Annotated in this window: 20 protein-coding genes and 1 tRNA gene; 20 read left to right on the top strand and 1 reads right to left on the bottom strand. The window is 70.3% G+C overall.

The annotated features are described in order from the left end of the window. Positions 1–189: 189 nt before the first annotated feature. Positions 190–261 (bottom strand) — tRNA-Arg (locus WAB15_RS27820). 218 nt (positions 262–479) lie between these two features. On the opposite strand from WAB15_RS27820, the gene WAB15_RS27825 reads away from it, so the two are divergent. The 20 genes from WAB15_RS27825 to WAB15_RS27920 all read left to right on the top strand — a co-directional run bounded on the left by WAB15_RS27825 (position 480) and on the right by WAB15_RS27920 (position 21,917). Next, positions 480–1,004, top strand: coding sequence for a PleD family two-component system response regulator (locus WAB15_RS27825; protein WP_399149557.1), 525 nt, complete (start codon positions 480–482; stop codon positions 1,002–1,004). A 182-nt stretch (positions 1,005–1,186) separates the two neighbouring features. Further along, complete coding sequence (gene nrtL / locus WAB15_RS27830; RefSeq protein WP_407287914.1) at positions 1,187–2,257, top strand: ArgS-related anticodon-binding protein NrtL; 1,071 nt, start codon at positions 1,187–1,189, stop codon at positions 2,255–2,257. 29 nt (positions 2,258–2,286) lie between these two features. Further along, positions 2,287–3,678: a diaminopimelate decarboxylase gene (gene lysA / locus WAB15_RS27835; RefSeq protein ID WP_399149559.1), complete on the top strand. Its 1,392-nt coding sequence runs from the start codon at positions 2,287–2,289 to the stop codon at positions 3,676–3,678. Positions 3,679–3,831: 153 nt separating this feature from the next. Beyond that, positions 3,832–5,124, top strand: a complete 1,293-nt coding sequence (locus WAB15_RS27840; protein WP_393493354.1) for a homoserine dehydrogenase — start codon at positions 3,832–3,834, stop codon at positions 5,122–5,124. Between the two features lie 8 nt (positions 5,125–5,132). Then, positions 5,133–6,209, top strand: coding sequence for a threonine synthase (gene thrC / locus WAB15_RS27845; RefSeq protein ID WP_399149560.1), 1,077 nt, complete (start codon positions 5,133–5,135; stop codon positions 6,207–6,209). A 342-nt stretch (positions 6,210–6,551) separates the two neighbouring features. After that, positions 6,552–7,469, top strand: a complete 918-nt coding sequence (gene thrB / locus WAB15_RS27850) for a homoserine kinase (protein ID WP_399149561.1) — start codon at positions 6,552–6,554, stop codon at positions 7,467–7,469. A gap of 374 nt (positions 7,470–7,843) precedes the next feature. After that, positions 7,844–9,913 carry a transcription termination factor Rho gene (gene rho / locus WAB15_RS27855; protein ID WP_407287915.1) on the top strand — a complete coding sequence of 690 codons (2,070 nt, stop codon included), beginning with the start codon at positions 7,844–7,846 and terminating at the stop codon, positions 9,911–9,913. A gap of 390 nt (positions 9,914–10,303) precedes the next feature. Next, entirely contained in the window at positions 10,304–11,428 is a 1,125-nt protein-coding gene (locus tag WAB15_RS27860; protein ID WP_407287916.1) for an LCP family protein, read from the top strand. A gap of 175 nt (positions 11,429–11,603) precedes the next feature. Then, entirely contained in the window at positions 11,604–11,825 is a 222-nt protein-coding gene (gene rpmE, locus WAB15_RS27865) for a 50S ribosomal protein L31 (protein WP_399149564.1), read from the top strand. 164 nt (positions 11,826–11,989) lie between these two features. After that, on the top strand, positions 11,990–13,069 hold the full coding sequence (prfA, locus tag WAB15_RS27870; protein ID WP_399149565.1) for a peptide chain release factor 1: 1,080 nt from the start codon (positions 11,990–11,992) through the stop codon (positions 13,067–13,069). Positions 13,070–13,182: 113 nt separating this feature from the next. After that, a complete protein-coding gene (prmC, locus tag WAB15_RS27875; RefSeq protein ID WP_393493567.1) occupies positions 13,183–14,022 on the top strand; it encodes a peptide chain release factor N(5)-glutamine methyltransferase in 840 nt (279 codons plus the stop codon). A 70-nt stretch (positions 14,023–14,092) separates the two neighbouring features. After that, entirely contained in the window at positions 14,093–14,740 is a 648-nt protein-coding gene (locus WAB15_RS27880) for an L-threonylcarbamoyladenylate synthase (protein ID WP_399149566.1), read from the top strand. Further along, a complete protein-coding gene (locus tag WAB15_RS27885) occupies positions 14,737–15,420 on the top strand; it encodes a protein-tyrosine-phosphatase (RefSeq protein ID WP_407287917.1) in 684 nt (227 codons plus the stop codon). Before WAB15_RS27880 ends, WAB15_RS27885 begins: the two co-directional genes overlap by 4 nt. A gap of 119 nt (positions 15,421–15,539) precedes the next feature. Further along, a complete protein-coding gene (gene glyA, locus WAB15_RS27890) occupies positions 15,540–16,928 on the top strand; it encodes a serine hydroxymethyltransferase (RefSeq protein WP_399149568.1) in 1,389 nt (462 codons plus the stop codon). A gap of 99 nt (positions 16,929–17,027) precedes the next feature. Then, on the top strand, positions 17,028–18,368 hold the full coding sequence (locus WAB15_RS27895) for an MraY family glycosyltransferase (RefSeq protein ID WP_407287918.1): 1,341 nt from the start codon (positions 17,028–17,030) through the stop codon (positions 18,366–18,368). A gap of 288 nt (positions 18,369–18,656) precedes the next feature. Then, positions 18,657–19,094 carry a hypothetical protein gene (locus WAB15_RS27900; protein ID WP_399149570.1) on the top strand — a complete coding sequence of 146 codons (438 nt, stop codon included), beginning with the start codon at positions 18,657–18,659 and terminating at the stop codon, positions 19,092–19,094. Positions 19,095–19,373: 279 nt separating this feature from the next. Continuing rightward, positions 19,374–20,171 (top strand): F0F1 ATP synthase subunit A, encoded by a 798-nt coding sequence (gene atpB / locus WAB15_RS27905; protein ID WP_384434221.1) that lies wholly within the window; start codon positions 19,374–19,376, stop codon positions 20,169–20,171. Positions 20,172–20,248: 77 nt separating this feature from the next. After that, complete coding sequence (atpE, locus tag WAB15_RS27910; RefSeq protein ID WP_030414140.1) at positions 20,249–20,500, top strand: ATP synthase F0 subunit C; 252 nt, start codon at positions 20,249–20,251, stop codon at positions 20,498–20,500. 56 nt (positions 20,501–20,556) lie between these two features. After that, positions 20,557–21,105: a F0F1 ATP synthase subunit B gene (locus WAB15_RS27915; protein WP_399149571.1), complete on the top strand. Its 549-nt coding sequence runs from the start codon at positions 20,557–20,559 to the stop codon at positions 21,103–21,105. After that, entirely contained in the window at positions 21,102–21,917 is an 816-nt protein-coding gene (locus WAB15_RS27920) for a F0F1 ATP synthase subunit delta (RefSeq protein ID WP_399149572.1), read from the top strand. Before WAB15_RS27915 ends, WAB15_RS27920 begins: the two co-directional genes overlap by 4 nt. The last annotated feature ends 171 nt before the right edge of the window (positions 21,918–22,088 follow it).

Raw genomic sequence — 22,088 nt, forward strand, 5'->3', positions numbered from 1 at the left:
TCGAATGGCTCTCGTGTAAATGGTCTGGGAATCCCGCCCCATTAATCGCCAGTCGGGAAAACCCCAGCAGCCGATCCTCTTGTTCGACCGGAAAACGAAAGAGGGCGGGAGTCAGTGAGACTGACTCCCGCCCTCTTCTGTCGGCATCCGCCCTGACCACATACGAATTTTCGTAGGTGATGTGGCGAGTGCCCCCGGCAGGATTCGAACCTGCGCACACGGCTCCGGAGGCCGTTGCTCTATCCCCTGAGCTACGGGGGCGTTGCCGCTGTTCGTGCGGCGACGGGTAGAACCCTACCAGCTCTGATGGGGTGTTCATGAACAGGATTTGCGGGAGGCGGGGGAGGGGTACGGGCCGTCCGTTGGGTGGGGCCCTAGCGCATGTGCGGGGCGTGTCGGTGGGGGTCGGGGAAAGGTCCCTCGCATGGGGGCGGAAGTGGGCAAAACCGGGACGGTGCCGCAGGTGGGCCCCTAGTCTCATGGTTGTGCCTGGCTTGTCCGGTCGGATCCTGGTTGTCGACGACAACAAGGTGATCCGGCAGTTGATCAGGGTCAATCTCGAGCTGGAGGGCTTCGAGGTCGTGACCGCGGCTGATGGTGCCGAATGTCTGGACGTCGTGCACCACGTAAGACCCGATGTCGTGACCCTCGACGTGGTGATGCCGCGGCTCAACGGTCTGCGTACCGCGGCGCAGCTGCGCTCCGATCCCCGGACATGGGACATCCCGATCGCCATCGTCAGCGCGTGCACGCTGGGCGAGGTGAACAACGGTGAGTCGGTCGGGGTGGACGCCTTTCTGGCCAAGCCGTTCGAGCCGACCGAGCTGGTGCGGACCGTGGGGAAGCTGGTTCGCGAGGGCCGGCAGCGGGAGCGCGGGCCCGAGGGCGGGGTGGGCAAGGACGACAGCGGCGGGGGCGAGGACGGGGAGAGCGATCGGGGCCGGGTGGGGATGGTGGATGCGGGCGGCGGCGAATCGGGGCCGGTGGTCTGCCCCGGTGGCTAGGCGCGGCTAGGACCGATCGGGCCTGGGTGAGCCCGCTCATGCCCGGGCTGGGCCCTGGTGAGCCCGAGCCATTGCCCGGCTGAGCCCCGTACGCCCGGTGGGCGGGGCCAGGTGGCCCGCAGAGTGTCCACAAGGCGAAACCGGGTCGCGTGGATGCCCCTGTTCTCCCATACGCTTGTCCCGTGACCCCTGCTGAGCTCTCCCGTACCGTCCTGCGCTCCGTGCGCGGTGCCGTGGAGGAGCAGGAGCTCTCCGTGCCCGTGCCGGCGCGGATCGTTGTGCAGCCGCCGCCGCGGCCGGGATGTGGGGACTACGCCTCCAACGTCGCGCTGCAGCTCGCCAAACCGGCGGGGCGGCCGGCCCGGGAGGTCGCCGAGATTCTGCAGAAGCGGCTGGCCGGGAGCGCCGGAATCGCCCGGGTCGAGATCGCCGGGCCGGGCTTTTTGAACTTCACGCTGGGCGAGGGGGCGCAGGCCGCGCTCGTCCGGGACGTGCTGGCGCAGAGGGAGCGGTACGGGGACCGCGGTGCGGGGGACGGTCCGGTCGCCGGCGTTTGCGACACCGGTCCTGCGGTCGGCTCCGGCGCACGTGAGGACCTCGCGGCCGGCTCCGGTGCGCGCGAGGTCGTGGTGGCCGAGGCGCTGGCGCGGATCGAGGTGGCGGCGGGACGCCGGCCGCAGGGTCCGGCCGGCCGCGTCGACGGCGATGCGCGGACCGCCGCCCCCGAGGAGCTGGCCGCCCTCATCGGCCGGCTGGGTTCCGACGAGGCCCGCTGGGTGCTGCTGCGGCCCGCCGCCCATGATCCGGTGCGGGTGCCCGAGCGCCTGGTGCAGCGGGAGAGCAATCCGCGGTTCCGGGTGCAGTACGCCCATGCGCGGACCCGGGCGCTGGTGCGCGGCGCGCGCGAGCTGGGGTTCACGGGCGAGCCGGGAGACGTGGGCGCTCCGGCGGCCGTCAGCGCCGCGGACGGGCCCGCCGACCACTGCCTGCAGTCCCTGCACACCCTCCTCGCCACCTATCCCTCGGTCATCGAGACCGCCGCGCGGCTGCGGGCGCCGGACCGCGTGGTGCGGCATCTGGAGGCGACGGCGGACGCCTTCTTCCGGTGGCACGACGCCTTTGCGCCGTTGCCCGTCGGGGACGAGAAACCCTTGGCCGTGCACCGTGCCCGCCTGGCCCTTGCCGAGGCCGGCGGAACGGTGCTCGCCAACGGCCTGCGCCTGCTCGGCATCTCCGCTCCCGAACACCTCTGATGAACGAATTTTGAGGGGATCTCCACGCCATGAGCCGTTCCGCGCATCCCGCAGGGCCCCGGCACGCCGATGTGCTGCCCGAGGGGCACTACGCCGGGCCGCCCGCCGATCTCAACACCCTTGACCCGCGTGTCTGGTCCCGTACGGTCCGGCGCAACGCCGACGGTGTGGTGACCGTCGGCGGGCTGGACGTGGCCGCGCTCGCCGAGGAGTTCGGCACGCCGGCGTACTTCCTGGACGAGGACGACTTCCGGGTGCGCTGCCGGGCCTGGAAGGACGCCTTCGGGCCGGACGCCGACGTCTTCTACGCCGGCAAGGCGTTCCTCTCCCGGGCCATCGTGCGGTGGCTGCACGAGGAGGGGCTCAACCTCGACGTCTGCTCCGGCGGCGAGCTGGCGACGGCGCTGGCGGCGGGGATGCCCGCCGAGCGGATCGCGCTGCACGGCAACAACAAGAGCACCGAGGAGATCACCCGGGCCGTCGAGGCCGGCGTCGGGCGGATCGTGCTCGACTCCTTCCAGGAGATGGTGCGGGTCGCGCATATCGCCGAGCGGCTCGGCAAGCGCCAGCGCGTGCAGATCCGGGTCACGGTCGGTGTCGAGGCGCACACGCACGAGTTCATCGCGACCGCCCACGAGGACCAGAAGTTCGGGATCGCGCTGGCGGGCGGGCAGGCCGCGGAGGCCGTCCGCCGCGCGCTGAAGCTCGACGGTCTGGAACTCATCGGCATCCACAGCCACATTGGCTCGCAGATCTTCGACATGGCGGGATTCGAGGTGTCCGCCCGCCGCGTGGTGCAGCTGCTGACCGAGGTGCGCGACGAGCACGGCATCGAACTGCCCGAGATCGACCTCGGCGGCGGGCTCGGCATCGCCTACACCTCGGACGACGATCCGCGCGAGCCGCACGAGATCGCCAAGGCGCTGAGCGAGATCGTGCGCAAGGAGTGCGCGGCGGCGGGGCTGGGCGTGCCGCGGCTGTCGGTCGAGCCGGGTCGCGCGATCGTGGGGCCGACGGCCTTCACGCTCTACGAGGTCGGCACGGTCAAGGAGCTGGAAGGCCTGCGGACGTATGTGTCCGTGGACGGCGGGATGTCGGACAACATCCGCACCGCCCTGTACGACGCGGAGTACAGCGTGGCCCTGGTGTCGCGCACGTCCGACGCCGAGCCGATGCTGTCGCGGGTGGTCGGCAAGCACTGCGAGAGCGGCGACATCGTCGTGCGCGACGCCTTCCTGCCGGCCGACGTGGCGCCGGGTGACCTGCTCGCGGTGCCGGCCACCGGCGCGTACTGCCGGTCCATGGCGAGCAACTACAACCACGCGCTGCGGCCGCCGGTCGTGGCGGTCAAGGACGGCGAGGCCAGGGTGATCGTCCGGCGCGAGACGGAGGAAGATCTCCTGCGGTTGGATGTCGGGTAGGGCCGGATCGCCGGGGCCCGGCCCCGGATGAAATAAATGTCTCGGCATCCGGACGACGGGCGGAATCTGCCGTCCGGTGCGTGAGACTGGTGCATGAGCAGGCCGGCTGCCGGTGAATGAGCAAGCCGAAAATCGATGAGAAGCAGAGGTCGAATGATGCGTACGCGTCCGCTGAAGGTGGCGCTCCTGGGCTGTGGTGTTGTCGGCTCAGAGGTGGCGCGCATCATGACGACGCACGCGGACGACCTCACGGCCCGCATCGGCGCGCCCGTGGAACTCGCGGGGATCGCGGTGCGCCGGCCGGACAAGGTGCGCGCCGGCGTGCCGGCCGAGCTGGTCACCACCGACGCGACCGCGCTGGTCAAACGCGGCGACATCGACGTGGTCATCGAGGTCATCGGCGGGATCGAGCCCGCGCGGTCGCTGATCACCACCGCCTTCGAGCACGGCGCGAGCGTGGTGTCCGCCAACAAGGCGCTGGTCGCGGCCGACGGCGCGGCGCTGCACGCGGCGGCGGAGGCCAACGGCGCGGACCTGTACTACGAGGCCGCCGTCGCGGGCGCGATCCCGCTGGTGCGGCCGCTGCGCGAGTCGCTGGCCGGCGACAAGGTCAACCGGGTCCTCGGCATCGTCAACGGCACCACCAACTTCATCCTCGACAAGATGGACTCGACGGGGTCCGGCTACAGCGAGGCGCTGGACGAGGCGACCGCCCTGGGGTACGCCGAGGCCGACCCGACCGCCGACGTCGAGGGCTTCGACGCCGCCGCCAAGGCCGCGATCCTGGCCGGTATCGCCTTCCACACGCGGGTGACCATCGACGATGTGCACCGCGAGGGGCTGACGGAGGTCACCGCGGCCGATATCGCCTCCGCCAAGCGGATGGGCTGCACGGTCAAGCTGCTGGCCATCTGCGAGCGGGCCGCCGACGGCGGCTCGGTCACCGCGCGGGTGCACCCCGCCATGATTCCGCTGACCCATCCGCTCGCCTCCGTCCGCGAGGCGTACAACGCGGTCTTCGTCGAGGCCGACGCGGCCGGTCAGCTGATGTTCTACGGGCCGGGTGCGGGCGGTTCGCCGACCGCCTCCGCGGTGCTCGGAGACCTCGTCGCGGTCTGTCGCAACAAGCTCGCCGGGGCCACCGGACCGGGCGAATCCGCCTACACCGCGCTGCCGGTCAGCCCCATGGGCGAGGTCGTCACGAGGTACCACATCAGTCTCGACGTGGCCGACAAGCCCGGCGTTCTTGCGCAGGTCGCGACGGTCTTCGCCGAACACGGCGTATCGATCGATACGGTCCGTCAGCAGGGCAAGGACGGCGAGGCCTCCCTCGTCGTCGTCACCCACCGAGCGGCCGACGCGGCCCTGTCGTCGACCGTCGGGGCACTGCGCGAGCTGGACACCGTCCGCGGTGTCGCCAGCATCATGCGGGTCGAAGGGGAGTAAAGGAACCCATGTCTGCCAATTCCACCGCGAGCCGTCAGTGGCGCGGAATCATCGAGGAATACCGTGACCGGCTTCCGGTCAGCGACACGACCGAGGTCGTCACCCTCCGGGAGGGCGGCACGCCCCTCGTACCGGCCCAGGTGCTCTCCGAGCGCACGGGCTGTGAGGTCCACCTCAAGGTCGAGGGTGCCAACCCCACCGGCTCCTTCAAGGACCGGGGCATGACGATGGCCATCACGCGCGCCAAGGAGGAGGGCGCCAAGGCCGTCATCTGCGCCTCCACCGGCAACACCTCCGCCTCGGCCGCCGCCTACGCGGTCCGGGCCGGGATGGTCTGCGCGGTGCTCGTCCCGCAGGGCAAGATCGCGCTCGGCAAGATGGGCCAGGCGCTGGTGCACGGCGCGAAGATCCTGCAGATCGACGGGAATTTCGACGACTGCCTGACGCTTGCCCGGAGCCTGTCCGACAACTACCCGGTCGCACTTGTGAACTCCGTCAACCCGGTGCGCATCGAGGGGCAGAAGACCGCTGCCTTCGAAATCGTCGACATGCTCGACGACGCGCCCGACATCCATGTGCTGCCCGTCGGCAACGCCGGCAACATCACGGCGTACTGGAAGGGCTACCAGGAGTACGCGGCGGACGGCATCGCCAGCCACACCCCGCGCATGTGGGGCTTCCAGGCCTCCGGCAGTGCGCCGATCGTGCGCGGTGAGGTCGTCAAGGACCCGCACACCATCGCCACCGCGATCCGCATCGGCAACCCCGCCTCGTGGGCGAACGCCGAGCGCGCCCGGGACGAGTCCGGCGGCTTCATCGACGATGTGACCGACCGTCAAATCCTGGCCGCCTACCGCCTGTTGGCCGCTCAGGAGGGCGTCTTCGTGGAGCCCGCCTCGGCCGCGTCCGTCGCCGGCCTGCTCAAGGCCGCCGAGGAGGGCAAGGTCGACCCCGGCCAGCGCATCGTCTGCACGGTGACCGGCAACGGCCTCAAGGACCCGGACTGGGCGGTGGCCGGAGCGCCGCAGCCGGTCACGGTCCCGATCGACGCGGACGCCGCGGCCGAGCGGCTCGGCCTCGCGTAGTACCTCCCGCCGTACGGCGCCGACCTGCGCATACGGCACCCGGTGACGGGGCGCTCGGCGTCCCGTCACCCCGCACACTGCAAATTGTGCAAAGGCTGCAAAGTCCGGTGAAGGCCGTGCCGGGGCGCAGGAAGGCGCGCGACACGCATCGTGCGCCTCCTGTGCGCCCTATGTCGCGACAGAACCTTCCTTCGATAGGCTGGCAGCCAACTCCCCTCCCCACGGCATAACGCAGTGGTGTTCAGGGCAGGTCAGAACAGACCCCACGAGCCGGCCGGGCACCTCGGTGCCGCGGCGCTCCGGGGCAGTACCGCAGCATCAATCAAGGAGAGTCATCGAGCGATGGCCGGTCCCGCGTTCCGCGCCGCCGCCGTCCGGGTGCGCACCCCCGCTACCAGCGCCAATCTCGGTCCCGGCTTCGATGCCCTGGGTCTTTCCCTGGGCCTGTACGACGATGTCGTGGTGCGGGTGGCCGACTCCGGGCTGCACATCGACATCGCAGGTGAGGGCGCCGACACCCTGCCGCGTGACGAGAGCCACCTGCTCGTACGGTCGATGCGCACCGCCTTCGAGCTGCTCGGCGGCCAGCCGCGCGGCCTGGAAATCGTCTGCGCCAACCGCATCCCGCACGGCCGCGGCCTGGGCTCCTCCTCGGCCGCCATCTGCGCGGGCATCGTCGCCGCCCGCGCGGTGACCATAGGCGGCGAGCAGAAGCTCGACGACACCGCGCTGCTGGAGCTGGCCACCGAGATCGAGGGCCACCCCGACAACGTCGCCGCATGCCTGCTGGGCGGCTTCACGCTCGCCTGGATGGACACCGGAACCGCGCGGGCGATCCGGATGGATCCCGTCGATTCCATCGTTCCGGTGGTCTTCGTGCCCGGGAAACCGGTGCTCACCGAGACCGCCCGCGGACTGCTGCCGCGCACCGTCCCGCATGTGGACGCCGCGGCGAACGCCGGCCGCGCCGCACTGCTCGTCGAGGCCCTGACCAGGCGCCCCGAGCTGCTGCTGGCCGCGACCGAGGACCGACTCCACCAGGAGTACCGCGCCCCCGCGATGCCGGAGAGCGTGGCCCTGGTGAACCGACTGCGCGCGGACGGCGTCCCTGCAGTCGTGTCCGGTGCGGGCCCCACGGTGCTCGCGCTGGTCGAGGCCGCGGCGGCCGAGAAGGTCGCGGCGCTGGCGGGTGAGGGGTGGGCGGCCAACCGGCTGGCCCTCGATGCGGCAGGGGCCTGTGTGCTGCCGCTCGCCGGGTGATCACACGGGTGATCGACGATTGCCGGTCTTTGAGAGGGGGAATGTTTGTTGGATCCGGTAGTGTTAACCTCAAGTGAGTACGAGACGCCGCAGTGGCGCTGTGCTTCGTGTCCCCATTCGGGACCACCTTTCTTCCGGGAGCCTCCCAAACTGCTTGGAGCAGTTGCCTGAGCAGAAGCGAGCATGCTCCGGAATCGGCGTGACGACATGAGTCACTCTGCATCTCATCGCGCCGGAACCAGTGAATTGATTTCTCCGCCACTTCCGGCGGGACCACCGCCCCGGCCCAGTCCACAAGACCAAGGACCCAGCCGGACAGCACAACCGGTCGCCGAGCCAGACAGGCCGACGCCCGCTCCAGGGAAGGACCCTTCGTGAGCGACACCACCGATCTGATGGGCGCGCGCACCGATGGCAGTGCCACCACGCCCGCCACGGACGCTCCCGCCGCGCCTGCCACCACGCGGCGCCGCCGTTCCGGCACCGGCCTTGACGGCATGGTCCTGGCAGAGCTGCAGCAGGTCGCCTCCGGCCTCGGTATCAAGGGCACCGCGCGGATGCGCAAGAGCCAGCTGATCGAGGTCATCAAGGAGAGGCAGGCCTCGGGCTCGGGCACCGCTGCCAAGGCCGACGCACCTGCCGACACCGAGACCAAGCCCAAGCGCCGTACGACCTCCAAGGCCCGCACCGGCGACGACGGCGCGGAGCCCGCCGCCAAGGCGGACAAGGCCGAGCGGGGCGCCAAGGCCGACAAGGCCGCGGACAAGGCCGGCGCCCAGCAGCAGATCGACATCCCGGGCCAGCCGGTCAGCGACGAGCAGCCGGCCGGTGAGCGCCGCCGGCGCCGGGCGACCGCCGCCGCGGGCAGCCCGGAGACCACGGGCGACGTCAAGACCGACACCAAGGTCGAGGTGAAGACCGAGCTCAAGGCGGACGCCAAGACCGAGACCGCGGTGGCCCCGCAGGAGACCGGCGAGGGCCGGCCCGGCAAGGGCGACCGCCAGGAGCGCGGGCAGAAGGGCGAGCGCGGCGAGCGGCGCCAGCGCGACCGCGGCGACCGTAGCGACCGCGGCGACCGTAGCGACCGGGGCGACCGGGGCGACCGTGGCGACCGCGGCCGCAAGGGCGACGCCGGCGACGGCGGCCAGGGCGGTCAGGGCGCCCAGCGCCAGCGGGACCGCCGGGATGACGACGACGACTTCGAGGGCGGCCGCCGTGGCCGTCGCGGCCGCTACCGCGACCGCCGTGGCCGCCGTGGTGGCCGCGAGGACTTCGGCAACGAGCCGCAGGTGGCCGAGGACGACGTCCTGATCCCGGTCGCGGGCATCCTGGACATCCTCGACAACTACGCGTTCATCCGGACCTCCGGCTACCTCCCCGGCCCGAACGACGTCTACGTCTCGCTCGCCCAGGTCCGCAAGAACGGCCTGCGCAAGGGCGACCACGTCACCGGCGCGGTCCGCCAGCCCAAGGACGGCGAGCGGCGCGAGAAGTTCAACGCGCTGGTCCGGCTCGACACGGTCAACAGCGTGGCGCCCGAACAGGGCCGTGGGCGGCCGGAGTTCGGGAAGCTGACGCCCCTTTACCCGCAGGAGCGACTGCGCCTGGAGGGTGAGGCCGGCGCGCTGACGACCCGGATCATCGATCTGGTCTCGCCGATCGGCAAGGGCCAGCGCGGTCTGATCGTGGCGCCGCCGAAGACCGGCAAGACCATGATCATGCAGGCGATTGCGAATGCGATCACCCGCAACAACCCCGAGTGCCACCTGATGGTCGTCCTCGTCGACGAGCGTCCCGAAGAGGTCACCGACATGCAGCGGTCGGTCAAGGGCGAGGTCATCTCCTCGACCTTCGACCGCCCGGCCGAGGACCACACCACCGTCGCCGAGCTCGCCATCGAGCGTGCCAAGCGTCTGGTGGAGCTGGGTCACGACGTGGTCGTGCTGCTGGACTCGATCACCCGTCTGGGCCGTGCGTACAACCTCGCCGCCCCGGCCTCCGGCCGCATCCTGTCCGGTGGTGTCGACTCGACCGCGCTCTACCCGCCGAAGCGCTTCTTCGGTGCCGCGCGCAACATCGAAGACGGCGGTTCGCTGACCATCCTGGCCACCGCGCTGGTCGACACCGGCTCGCGGATGGACGAGGTGATCTTCGAGGAGTTCAAGGGCACCGGCAACCTGGAGCTCAAGCTCGACCGCAAGCTCGCCGACAAGCGGATCTTCCCGGCGGTGGACGTGGACGCGTCCGGTACCCGTAAGGAAGAGATCCTGATGGGCAGCGACGAGCTGGCCATCGTCTGGAAGCTGCGCCGGGTGCTGCACGCCCTGGACCAGCAGCAGGCGATCGAGCTGCTGCTGGACAAGATGAAGCAGACCAAGTCCAACGCGGAGTTCCTGCTGCAGATCCAGAAGACGACGCCGACCGCGGGCAACGGCAACGACTGACGCCCTGGCGCCTGCGCCACAGCCCCCCTCGCCCGTACGGGTGAGGGGGGCTGTGTGCTGAGTGCCCCGTACGGCGTGCGCCGGAGCCGGTGATCTGTGAGCCGCGCCGCTTCCGGAGGTCCGGGCGAAGGCCCCATCTGAGACCTTCGGCACAGATCCGCTTCCGAGGCAACGTTTCAGCCATGGCCGAAAACAGGACGAAAGGCCAGGTGAGAGGGGCGGCCCGCGCGCCCCGTCCATGAGCACCTCGGCGAATTTCTAAGAAATCGCTCACCGAACGCTGTGCAACCCTTCCCGTCGACCTCCCGTCTGACAAGGAGCAACGGGCCGTGACAGCACGCAGCACGGCGGCGGCGAGGGGTAGCCGAGCGACCAAGGACTGAGGAGCAGATGGCGGACAGCAGCGGGACCGCGACGGCCGAAAGCCGAGCTCGCGGCATACGTGCCACGGGCCGCCGGCGCAAGGCGCCCAGCCGGCGCCGCCGGGTACTGACCATCTCGCTGTGCGCGGTGGTCAGCGCCGTACTGCTCGGTGGCGCCGGACTCGGATACGTCTACTTCAAGCTCAACGGCAACCTCAAGGGCGTCGACATCAACGCCGCCCTGGGCCACGACCGGCCCAAGAACGTCGACGACGGATCGATGGACATCCTCGTCATGGGGTCCGACTCACGGGCCGGCGAGAACGGCGACTACGGCCGGGACGAGGGCGGCGCCCGCTCCGACACCGCGATGGTCGTGCACGTCTACAAGGGCCACAAGAAGGCCAGCGTCGTCAGCATCCCCCGCGACACCCTGATCGAGCGGCCCCAGTGCAGTACCAAGGACGGCAAGACCGTCCCCGGCGAGCAGCGGGCGATGTTCAACACCGCGTTCGAGGTCGGCGGCCCGGCCTGCGCCGTCAAGACCGTCGAGTCGATCAGCGGGATCCGGATGGACCACTTCATCGAGGTCGACTTCACCGGCTTCAAGAAGCTCATCGACGCGCTGGGTGGGGTGGACATCACCACCAGCAAGGCGATCGACGACGGCAACAGCCATCTGCATCTGAAGCCCGGCAAGCACACACTCGACGGCGAGCAGTCGCTCGGCCTGGTCCGCACCCGGCACGGCGTGCCCGGCGGCGACGGCAGCGACCTGGGCCGCATCCAGCTGCAGCAGACGTTCATCAAGGCCCTGATGAACCAGGTCAAGAGCGTCGGCCTGCTCACCAACCCCGCCAAGCTCTACGACGTCGCCGACACGGCCACCAAGGCCATCACCACCGACACCGACCTCAACTCCGTCGGCGAGCTGACCGGGCTGGCCAAGAGCCTGGGCGCCATCGGGTCGCAGAGCATCGACATGGTGACGCTGCCGGTCACGTACGACACCGCCAACCCCGACCGCGTGGTGCCGCTGACCAAGCAGGGCAAGCAGGTCTGGGACGCGCTGCGGCTGGACCGGGACATCCCCAAGTCCGCGATCAAGGGCTCGGCCGGCGACAAGGGCGGCACGGACAGCTACGTGAAGTAGCCGCACGAGCCCGTCGCGGGGGTCCGCCGGGCCCGGGAACCGGCCGGGGAATAGCCGGGCACGTACCCCGGTTTTGGGAGATACGGCTAGTCCTGGCAGACTGGACCGTCGGCCCCGGTTCACGTGACGTAATCCGCGACACGACCCGGTGCACTCCCGAACCTAGGAGAATCCCTTGAAGCGCGACATCCACCCGGAGTACGTCGAGACCCAGGTCAGCTGCACCTGTGGCGCGTCCTTCACCACCCGTAGCACCGTTGGCGGCGGCAGCATCCGCGCCGACGTCTGCTCCGAGTGCCACCCGTTCTACACCGGCAAGCAGAAGATCATGGACACGGGCGGTCGCGTGGCCCGCTTCGAGGCCCGCTTCGGCAAGGCCGCCGCTGCCAAGAAGTAGCGACTCACAAGGCGCCGGTTTCCGGTCGCCCCTGTCCTGGGGTGACCGGACCGGCGTCTTTGTTTCGTCGTCCCAGCCGTCCGGCCGGGGGTCCGGGGCGGCGCGGCGAAGCCGCAGAAGCAGTCCCCGGGAGACACAGCCACCAGCCAGCAGAGGAACCCACGATGTTCGAGGCGGTCGAAGAACTGATCGGTGAGCACGCCGATCTCGAAAAGCGGCTGGCCGACCCCGCGGTCCACGCCGACCAGCGCGAGGCCATGCGGCTCAACAAGCGCTACGCCGAACTCACCCCGATCATCGCGACGTACCGCGACTGGAAGCAGACCGGCGAGGACATCGACACCGCGCGCGAACTCGCCGCGGAAGACCCGGACTTCGCCGACGAGGTCAAGGAGCTCGACGCCCGGCGCGAGGAGCTGACCGAGAAGCTGCGGCTGCTGCTCGTCCCGCGCGACCCCAGCGACGACAAGGACGTCATCCTCGAGGTCAAGGCGGGCGAGGGCGGCGAGGAGTCCGCGCTGTTCGCCGGCGACCTGCTGCGGATGTACCTGCGCTACGCCGAGCGGGTCGGCTGGAAGACCGAGATCCTCGACGCCAACGAGTCCGACCTCGGCGGCTACAAGGACGTCCAGGTCGCCGTGAAGACCAAGGGCGGCGGCGGTGCCACCGAGCCCGGACAGGGCGTCTGGGCGCGGCTGAAGTACGAGGGCGGGGTGCACCGCGTCCAGCGGGTGCCCGCCACCGAGTCGCAGGGCCGGATCCACACCTCCGCCGCCGGCGTGCTGGTCACGCCCGAGGCCGAGGAGGTCGAGGTCGAGATCGTCGCCAATGACCTGCGGATCGACGTCTACCGCTCCTCGGGCCCCGGCGGCCAGTCCGTCAACACCACCGACTCCGCGGTGCGCATCACCCACCTGCCCACCGGCATCGTCGTCTCCTGCCAGAACGAGAAGAGCCAGCTGCAGAACAAGGAGCAGGCGATGCGCATCCTGCGCTCCCGGCTGCTGGCCGCCGCCCAGGAAGAGGCCGAGCGCGAGGCGTCCGACGCCCGGCGCAGCCAGGTCCGCACGGTCGACCGCTCCGAGCGCATCCGCACGTACAACTTCCCGGAAAACCGCATCTCGGACCACCGCGTCGGCTTCAAGGCGTACAACTTGGACCAGGTGCTCGACGGCGAACTCGACCCGGTCATCCAGGCGTGCGTCGACGCCGACTCGGCTGCCAAGCTCGCCGCCGCCCAGTAAGGCGGCACGACCCGTAAGACCCTGCACGAACCGGCTGGAGGACCCCAGTGCAGCAATCCCCCGGGGGGCACAGCGACCCCCAGCGGCCCCGCCGCGGGCCGAGCCCCCGGTCTCTGCTGCTCGCAGAGGTGGCGCAGGCCACCCAGCGGCTGGCCGACGCCGGCGTGCCCTCGCCGCGCTTCGACGCCGAGGAGCTCGCCGCGCATGTGCACGGCGTCAAGCGGAGCCAGCTGCACACCGTCCCCGACGCGGACTTCGACGCCCGCTACTGGGAGGCGATCGCCCGCCGCGAGGCGCGTGAGCCGCTCCAGCACATCACCGGCCGGGCCTTCTTCCGCTACCTCGAACTCCACGTCGGGCCGGGGGTGTTCGTGCCCCGGCCGGAGACCGAGTCGGTGGTCGGCTGGGCGATAGACGCCGTACGGGCCATGGACGTCGTCGAGCCGCTCATCGTCGACCTGTGCACCGGCTCCGGGGCGATCGCCCTGGCGCTGGCGCAGGAGGTGCCGCGCTCGCGGGTGCACGCCGTGGAGCTGTCCGAAGAGGCCCTGGAGTACGCCCGCAAGAACGTCGAGGGGTCCCGCGTCGTTCTCCATCACGGTGACGCGCTGACCGCGCTTCCCGAACTGGACGGGCAGGTCGACCTGGTCGTCTCCAACCCGCCGTACATCCCGCTGACCGAGTGGGAGTACGTCGCCCCCGAGGCCCGCGACCACGACCCGGAGCTGGCGCTGTTCTCGGGCCAGGACGGCCTGGACACCATCCGTGGCATCGAGCGGACCGCACACCGCCTGCTGCGGCCCGGTGGCCTGGTCGTCATCGAGCACGCCGACACCCAGGGCGGACAAGTGCCGTGGATCTTCACCGAGGAGAAGGGGTGGGCGGACGCGGCCGACCACCCCGATCTCAACAACAGGCCCCGCTTCGCCACCGCACGCCGGGCGACGCCATGACGCATCCCGCCTTGACGCCCGATGCAGCCGATGCATCCGATGTATTCGTTCCGCACGAGGAGGTCCCGTAATGGCACGGCGATACGACTGCAGCGACGCCACGGACCGCGCGACCGGTCTGCGCGAAGCCGCCTCGGCCGTCCGCCGCGGTGAGCTGGTCGTGCTGCCGACCGACACCGTGTACGGGGTCGGCGCGGACGCCTTCAGCGCGGAGGCCGTCGGCGACCTGCTGGAGGCCAAGGGCCGCGGCCGCGGAATGCCCTCCCCGGTCCTCGTCGGGTCCCCCAACACCCTGCACGGGCTGGTCACCGACTTCTCCGAGCAGGCCTGGGAGCTGGTCGACGCCTTCTGGCCCGGCGCGCTCACCCTCGTCGCCCGGCACCAGCCGTCGCTGACCTGGGACCTGGGCGAGACCCGGGGCACGGTCGCGGTGCGGATGCCGCTGCACCCCGTCGCGATCGAGCTGCTCACCGAATTCGGCCCGATGGCCGTCTCCAGCGCCAACCTCACCGGCCACCCGTCCCCGCAGGACTGCGACGCCGCACAGGAGATGCTGGGCGACTCGGTCTCCGTCTACCTCGACGGCGGCCCCACGCCCGCCGCCGTACCGTCCTCGATCGTCGATGTCACCGGCAAGGTCCCGGTGCTGCTGCGCGAGGGCGCGATCAGCGCGGACGAGCTGCGCAAGGTGGTACCCGAGCTCGAGGTGGCCAATTGATGGCGCCCCTGGGGCGTGGCATAGCGGGACCAGGCGGCGACACCCATCCCCCGGTACCCCCCGCACCCCTCTTCCGGATCCTCCACGTCAGCACCGGCAACGTCTGCCGCTCGCCGATCACCGAGCGGCTGCACCGCCATGCCCTGGAACTGCGCCTGGGCGGTCCCCACTGCGGCGGGCTGGTCGTCGAGAGCGCCGGCACCTGGGGGCATGAAGGCGCCCCCATGGAGGCGCACGCCGCCACGGTGCTGTCGGACTACGGCGCGGACCCGGCCGACTTCATCGGCCGAGAGCTGCTCGACGAGCACGTCATCCGCGCCGACCTGGTGCTCACCGCCACCCGCGACCACCGCGCGCAGGTGATCTCGATGGGCCACTCCGCGGGACTGCGCACCTTCACGCTCAAGGAGTTCAACCGGCTGGTGCGGGCCATAGACCCCGCCACACTGCCCGAACCCGACCCGGACCTGCCGGACGGCGGGCTGGTCGAGCGGGCCCGTGCGCTGGTCGGTGCCGCCGCCGCGCTGCGCGGCTGGCTGCTGGCGCCCAACCCGGAGTCCGACGAGGTCTACGACCCCTACGGGGCCCCCATCACCTTCTTCCGCTCCATCGGCGACGAGATCAACCAGGCGCTGGACCCGGTCGTCACCGCCCTCACGGGACTCCCCGCACGGGCGTAGCAGGGCCCTGGGCGCGGGTGCCGGATCCCCGGTCTCCCCGACAGGACCGCACACCGCGCCCGATCGCCGCGCCGCGCCTACATTGGGACTACGTCCCCGTACGAGGCCCGGAGCCAGCGATGCCCGCTACCACCGCGTCACCCCGCAGCGAGTCCCCGGCCGGTCGTGCGCCGGCCGCCGAGCCCGCAGCCGGCCCCGGTGCCGGCGGGGCCGAGGCGGCCGAGGAACGGGCCCGGGCCGCCGCCCGTGAGGGGGTCACCCACCCGGCCGGTGCGCCGGACTTCGCCGCGCTGCTGAGCCAGGACCCCGAGATCGCCGGCGTACTGCTCGGCGAGAGCGCCCGGCAGAGCGACGGGCTGCAGCTGATCGCCGCGGAGAACTTCACCTCACCCGCCGTCCTCGCCGCCCTCGGCTCCCCGCTGGGCAACAAGTACGCCGAGGGCTATCCGGGCGCCCGGCACCACGGCGGCTGCGAGATCGTCGACCTCGCCGAGCGGATCGCGGTGGAGCGCGCCAAGGCCCTTTTCGGCGCCGAACACGCCAACGTCCAGGCACACTCCGGGTCTTCGGCCGTATTGGCCGCCTACGCCGCCCTGCTGCGCCCGGGAGACACCGTCCTGGCCCTGTCCCTGCCGCACGGCGGACACCTCACTCACGGATCGCCGGCCAACTTCTCCGGCCGCTGGTTCGACTTCGCGGGGTACGGCGTCGACGAGGAGACCGGGCTGCTGGACTACGACGTGATCCGCGAGCTGGCCCGCGCCCGCCGCCCCAAGGCGATCGTCTGCGGCTCGATCTCCTACCCCCGGCACATCGACTACGCCGCCTTCCGCGATATCGCCGACGAGACCGGCGCGTATCTGATCGCCGATGTCGCGCACCCGCTCGGGCTGATCGCCGGGGGAGCGGCGCCCAGCCCCGTCCCGTACGCGCATGTGGTGTGCGGCACCACGCACAAGGTGCTGCGCGGGCCGCGCGGCGGGCTGATCCTGTGCGGGGCGAAACTGGCCGAACGGATCGACCGCGCGGTGTTCCCCTTCACTCAAGGGGGTGCGCAGATGAACGCGATCGCCGCCAAGGCCGTCGCCTTCGCGGAGGCCGCCACGCCCGCCTTCGCCGGGTACGCCCGCCAGGTCGTCGCCAATGCCCGGGCGCTCGCCGGGGCACTGGCCGAGCAGGGCCTGGCGATCACCACCGGCGGCACCGACACCCATCTGATCACCGCCGACACCACGCCCCTCGACCTGGACGCCCGCACCGCACGCGGCCGGCTGGCGGCCGCCGGGATCGTGCTGGACACCTGCGCGCTGCCCTGCGCCGACCGGACCGCGACACGCCGGACCGGGCTGCGGCTGGGCACCGCCGCGGTGACGACCCAGGGGATGGGCGAGGCCGAGATGCGGCGGGTCGCGGAGCTGATCGTGGGGGCGCTGCGGGAGGACGGCGAGGTCCGCTCCGGGACCGTCGCATTGGTCCACGCCTTTCCGCCATATCCGGATCACGGATGATGGCGGGAACCGTCCGCTGACGCGTGACGTCTTCTCCTGTATTCACGGCCAGGGGGCGGACACGCATAAGGTGTGGGGCTGTGATGGCCAGCTATACCAATGGGGCAGCCCGTGCGTGAATACCTGCTGACGCTGTGCGTCACGGCCGCGGTGACCTACCTGCTGACCGGGCCGGTGCGGAAGTTCGCGATCGCGGCCGGTGCGATGCCGGAGATCCGCGCGCGTGATGTGCACCGCGAGCCGACACCGCGGCTCGGCGGTATCGCGATGTTCGGCGGGCTGTGCGCCGGCCTGCTGGTCGCCTCGCACCTGACCAACCTCAAGAGCGTCTTCGAGAACTCCAACGAGCCGCGGGCGCTGCTGTCGGGCGCCGCGCTGATCTGGATCCTCGGCGTGCTGGACGACAAGTGGGGCGTCGACGCGCTGGTCAAGCTCGGCGGCCAGATGATCGCCGCGGGTGTGATGGTCCTGCAGGGTCTGACGATCCTGTGGATCCCGATCCCCGGTGTCGGCACGGTCTCGCTGACCCCGATGCAGGGCACGCTGCTGACCGTCGCGCTGGTCGTGATCACCATCAACGCGGTGAACTTCGTGGACGGCCTGGACGGCCTGGCCTCGGGCATGGTGTGCATCGCCGCCGCGGCGTTCTTCATGTACGCGTACCGGATGTGGTTCGGCTACGGCATCGAGGCGGCCGCGCCCGCAACGCTGTTCTCGGTCGTTCTGATGGGTATGTGCCTGGGCTTTCTGCCGCACAACATGCACCCGGCGCGGATCTTCATGGGCGACTCGGGGTCGATGCTGATCGGCCTGGTGATGGCGGCCGGCGCGGTCTCGGTGACCGGCCAGGTCGACCCGGATCTGCTCAACCTGAAGGCGGGCGGTCTGCGCGAGGCCACCCACGCGATGGTGCCGGTCTACATCCCGCTGCTGCTGCCGCTGACGATCATCGCGGTGCCGGTCGCCGACCTGATCCTGGCGATCGTGCGCCGTACGTGGAAGGGCCAGTCGCCGTTCGCCGCCGACCGCGGGCATCTGCACCACCGGCTGCTGGAGATCGGGCACTCGCACAGCCGGGCGGTGCTGATCATGTACTTCTGGTCGGCGCTGATCGCGTTCGGCGCGGTCGCGTACTCGGCGAACAACGCCAGCATGTGGATCGTGCTGGGCATCGTGCTGCTGAGCGCGGTCGGCCTGGTGCTGCTTCTGCTGCCGCGCTTCACCCCGCGGGCGCCGCGCTGGGCGGAGTGGATGGTTCCGCCCCGCTACCGCAGGGTCACCCGTACGGCGGCGGTACCGGCGATGGCGGCGGCGGACGGCGGGAGCGCCGACGCGCCGGAGGAGGAGCGCGAGCCGGTCCCGGCGGGCATCCACGGGGCCACCGCGATCGGCGACCGGTCACGCTTCGTGGACCGCCGGAGGGCGGGGAGTCATCGCTGATACGGCGGTCCGGTCGCCCGAACGGGCATCGGAAACCGGGGCGGTTGACCCCATACCAGACAAAAAGCCGGCCGTCAGTGCACCAACGCGCAGGTTCACGCTCAGGTGTGACAGGGTCCACACGAACCAGGTAAAGACCTCATCAAATAGTTTGTGATACCGTTCACGAAACCCGGCGACAGAGCCGAAGGACCGTAGTGCGACTGTCCTTGGGCCTCAGGTTCCGCCTCAGGCCGGGTCTACGCTCGTCCCTGACGACACACCCCCACCCCTTGCCGGAGCGCCGCCATGCAGTCGAATGACGCCCGACTACTCCTTCACGCCGTTGTGCCCACGCTCGCCATCGGCGTCCTCGCCATTGTCGTGAGCGCTGTGGTCGCAGGCGCGCAGGGAGCGATCGGCGCCGTCGTCGGCACCGCGCTGGTGATGCTCGTCATGGGAGCGGGTCTGGTTGTCCTGCAGAAGACCGCGAAGAACCTCCCGCAGCTGTTCCAGATGATGGGCCTGCTGCTCTACACGACGCAGATCCTGTTCGTGCTGGTCTTCCTGATCGCCTTCAAGGACACAACCCTCTTCGACACCAAGGCATTTGCGTTCACCCTGCTCGGCACGACCCTCGTGTGGATCGCGGCGCAGACCCGCGGCCATATGAAGGCGAAAGTTCTTTACGTGGATCCCGACTCTGCCGACACGAAGAAGGCGGAGACGGCGGGGTCGCCGACGTGACACGTAGGGCCGAAATAAATGCCCTCATGCGGGCCTGCTATCGTCCGGTGCCAACTGCGGCACAGATGGCGCAGGCGGCTGAGCTCCCGAGTTCCACTCGAGGAAACGGGCAGTTCTCGCGGCCGATGCCTGTGATCCGGCCCGGCCCAGCGCCGGCCGGCCGCCCCCAAATCCGTAAGACCAGTCCAGTGCCGCTCCGTGGCTCAACGCCGCGCCGACACAACGAGGTTGCCGTACCCATGCGCCACGCTGAAGGAGCCCGCGGTGAGTGCTGAAACGATGCTCGCCTTCAACACGGAGTGCCACCTCCTCATTCCGGGGTGTGGCTTCGAGGCCCCGGGTCTTCATTCGTTCGTATTCGAACCCCTCTTCACGATCGGCGGCTTCGAGTTCAACAAGCCGATGCTGCTGGCTCTGCTCAGCACGGTCGTCGTGGTGTGGTTCTTCTGGGCCGCATTCGGCAAGGCCAAGGTCGTGCCCGGAAAGCTCCAGATGATCGGCGAGGCGGGCTACGACTTCGTGCGCCGCGGTCTGGTCTATGACGCGCTGGGCAAGAAGGAGGGCGAGAAGTACGTCCCCCTGATGGTCTCGCTGTTCTTCTTCGTGTGGATCATGAACCTGTGGTCGATCATCCCGGTCATGGCGTTCCCGGTGACGTCGGTCATCGCCTTCCCCATCGGCCTCGCCGCGATCGTCTACATCCTGTGGGTCTACCTGACCTTCAAGAAGCACGGGTTCGTCGGCGGCCTGAAGAACATCACGGGCTATGACAAGTCGCTCGGCTGGGTGCTGCCGCTGATCGTCGTCATCGAGTTCCTGTCGAACATGATCATCCGGCCCTTCACCCACGCGGTCCGGCTCTTCGCGAACATGTTCGCCGGCCACCTGCTGATCCTGATGTTCACCATCGCCAGCTGGTACCTGCTGAACGGCATCGGCATCGTCTACGCCGGCGCCTCGTTCGCCATGACCCTCGCGATGACGGCCTTCGAGCTCTTCATCCAGGCTGTCCAGGCGTACGTCTTCGTCCTCCTGGCCTGCAACTACGTCCAGGGCGCGCTCGCCGAGCACCACTGAGCACCCCGCCTCCCAGCCCCAACAGCTGTCCGGTGGCCAACCCCCACCGGTCCGTGAAATGAGAAGGAAGTAACGGCATGTCCGCTGCTCTCGAGACTGTCAACCTCGCCTCCGCGACCGCCTTCACCGGCAGCGCCAGCGCCATCGGCTACGGCCTCGCCGCGATCGGTCCCGGCGTCGGCGTCGGCATCATCTTCGGTAACGGCACCCAGGCCCTGGCTCGTCAGCCCGAGGCCGCCGGCCTGATCCGCACCAACCAGATCATGGGTTTCGCCTTCTGTGAGGCGCTCGCCCTCATCGGCATCGTCATGGGCTTCGTTTTCAAGTAAACGAACCATCGACACCCATTTAGACGGAAGGCACTGATGTGAAGCCCCTGGTGAACATGGCGGCGGAGGTTCCCGAGAACCCCCTGGTCCCGCCGATTCCGGAGCTGGTCATCGGCCTGATCGCGTTCTTCATCGTCTTCGGCATCCTGGCCAAGAAGCTCCTCCCGACCATCAACAAGGTTCTGGACGAGCGTCGGAAGCTGATCGAAGGCCGGATCGATGACGCCGAGGCGATTCAGGCCGAGGCCCAGCAGGTGCTCGCGGACTACCGGGCCCAGCTGGCCGACGCCCGCCACGAGGCCGCGCGCCTGCGCCAGGAGGCGCAGGAGCAGGGTGCGACTCTCATTGCTGAGATGCGCGCCGAGGGCCAGCGGCAGCGTGAGGAGATCATCGCTGCCGGTCACGCCCAGATCGAGGCGGACCGTAAGGCGGCCGCGCAGGCACTGCGTCAGGACGTGGGCACGCTCGCCACCGAGCTGGCCGGCAAGCTCGTCGGCGAGTCCCTCGAGGACCACGCCCGGCAGAGCCGGACCATCGACCGCTTCCTCGACGAGCTCGAGGCCCAGGCGGCGACGGACACGACGAAGGCTGAGGCCGGCCGATGAACGGAGCGAGCCGCGAGGCACTCGCCTCCGCACGCGAGCAGCTCAACGCGCTGACGGACGACGCTGCCGTCGACGCGGCGAAGCTCGCCGAGGAGCTGGCTGCCGTCACCGCTCTGCTCGACCGCGAGGTGTCGCTGCGTCGGGTCCTGACCGACCCGGCGCAGGCCGGCGAGGCGCGGGCCGAACTGGCCGCACGGCTGCTCCGCGGCCAGATCGGCGGACCGGCTCTCGACCTGGTCGCCGGCATGGTCCGCTCCCGCTGGTCGCGCTCGCGCGACCTGACGGACGCGCTCGAGGAGCTGGCCTTCAGCGCCGACCTCGTCGCGGCCCAGCGGGCCGGCGGGCTCGACGACGTCGAGGACGAGCTGTTCCGGTTCGGCCGGATCGTCGGCTCCAACGGCGAGCTGCGTCGTGCGCTGACCGACCCGAACGCGACGGTCGCGGCCAAGACGGAGCTGCTGCATTCGCTGCTGGGCGGCCGGGCCAACCCGGTCACCGAGCGGATCGTGATCCGTCTTGTCGCACAGCCGCGGGGCCGTAGCCTGGAAGCGGGGCTCGACGCCCTCTCCAAGCTGGCGGCGAGCCGCCGGGACCGCATGGTCGCGGTGGTCACCTCCGCGGTGCCCCTCAGCGACGGGCAGCGGGAGCGGCTGAACGCCTCCCTGTCCTCGCTGTACGGACGGCAGATCCACCTGAACCTCGACGTGGACCCCGAGGTCCTCGGCGGCGTGCAGGTACGGATCGGCGACGAGGTCATCAACGGGACCATCGCGGAGCGCCTCGACGAGGCGGCCCGGCGGATGGCCGGCTGACCCAGCCACCAACTCAAGAGCTGCACAACCGGCGGCCAGGCGCCGGGCCAGCCGGCCGGACCGAGAGGTCCGGCTGCGGTCCGGAAGAAGCCCCGGAGACCAGCACAAGCATGACGGCGGCCCGAGTTGGGCCGTAGGCGGAAACCCCCTGGGGACATCCCCCAGACCCCC

This window comes from Streptomyces sirii, from assembly GCF_045690365.1.
Classification (GTDB): Bacteria; Actinomycetota; Actinomycetes; order Streptomycetales; family Streptomycetaceae; genus Streptomyces; species Streptomyces sirii.

Coding starts and splice junctions, on each gene's coding strand:
- WAB15_RS27900 (WP_399149570.1), top strand. CDS start 18,657: ATGCAGTCGAATGACGCCCGACTACTCCTTCACGCCGTTGTGCCCACG.
- WAB15_RS27840 (WP_393493354.1), top strand. CDS start 3,832: ATGATGCGTACGCGTCCGCTGAAGGTGGCGCTCCTGGGCTGTGGTGTT.
- atpE (WP_030414140.1), top strand. CDS start 20,249: ATGTCCGCTGCTCTCGAGACTGTCAACCTCGCCTCCGCGACCGCCTTC.
- WAB15_RS27895 (WP_407287918.1), top strand. CDS start 17,028: ATGGGGCAGCCCGTGCGTGAATACCTGCTGACGCTGTGCGTCACGGCC.
- prfA (WP_399149565.1), top strand. CDS start 11,990: ATGTTCGAGGCGGTCGAAGAACTGATCGGTGAGCACGCCGATCTCGAA.
- WAB15_RS27915 (WP_399149571.1), top strand. CDS start 20,557: ATGGCGGCGGAGGTTCCCGAGAACCCCCTGGTCCCGCCGATTCCGGAG.
- glyA (WP_399149568.1), top strand. CDS start 15,540: ATGCCCGCTACCACCGCGTCACCCCGCAGCGAGTCCCCGGCCGGTCGT.
- WAB15_RS27860 (WP_407287916.1), top strand. CDS start 10,304: ATGGCGGACAGCAGCGGGACCGCGACGGCCGAAAGCCGAGCTCGCGGC.
- WAB15_RS27880 (WP_399149566.1), top strand. CDS start 14,093: ATGGCACGGCGATACGACTGCAGCGACGCCACGGACCGCGCGACCGGT.
- lysA (WP_399149559.1), top strand. CDS start 2,287: ATGAGCCGTTCCGCGCATCCCGCAGGGCCCCGGCACGCCGATGTGCTG.
- WAB15_RS27825 (WP_399149557.1), top strand. CDS start 480: ATGGTTGTGCCTGGCTTGTCCGGTCGGATCCTGGTTGTCGACGACAAC.
- thrC (WP_399149560.1), top strand. CDS start 5,133: ATGTCTGCCAATTCCACCGCGAGCCGTCAGTGGCGCGGAATCATCGAG.
- atpB (WP_384434221.1), top strand. CDS start 19,374: ATGCTCGCCTTCAACACGGAGTGCCACCTCCTCATTCCGGGGTGTGGC.
- thrB (WP_399149561.1), top strand. CDS start 6,552: ATGGCCGGTCCCGCGTTCCGCGCCGCCGCCGTCCGGGTGCGCACCCCC.
- WAB15_RS27920 (WP_399149572.1), top strand. CDS start 21,102: ATGAACGGAGCGAGCCGCGAGGCACTCGCCTCCGCACGCGAGCAGCTC.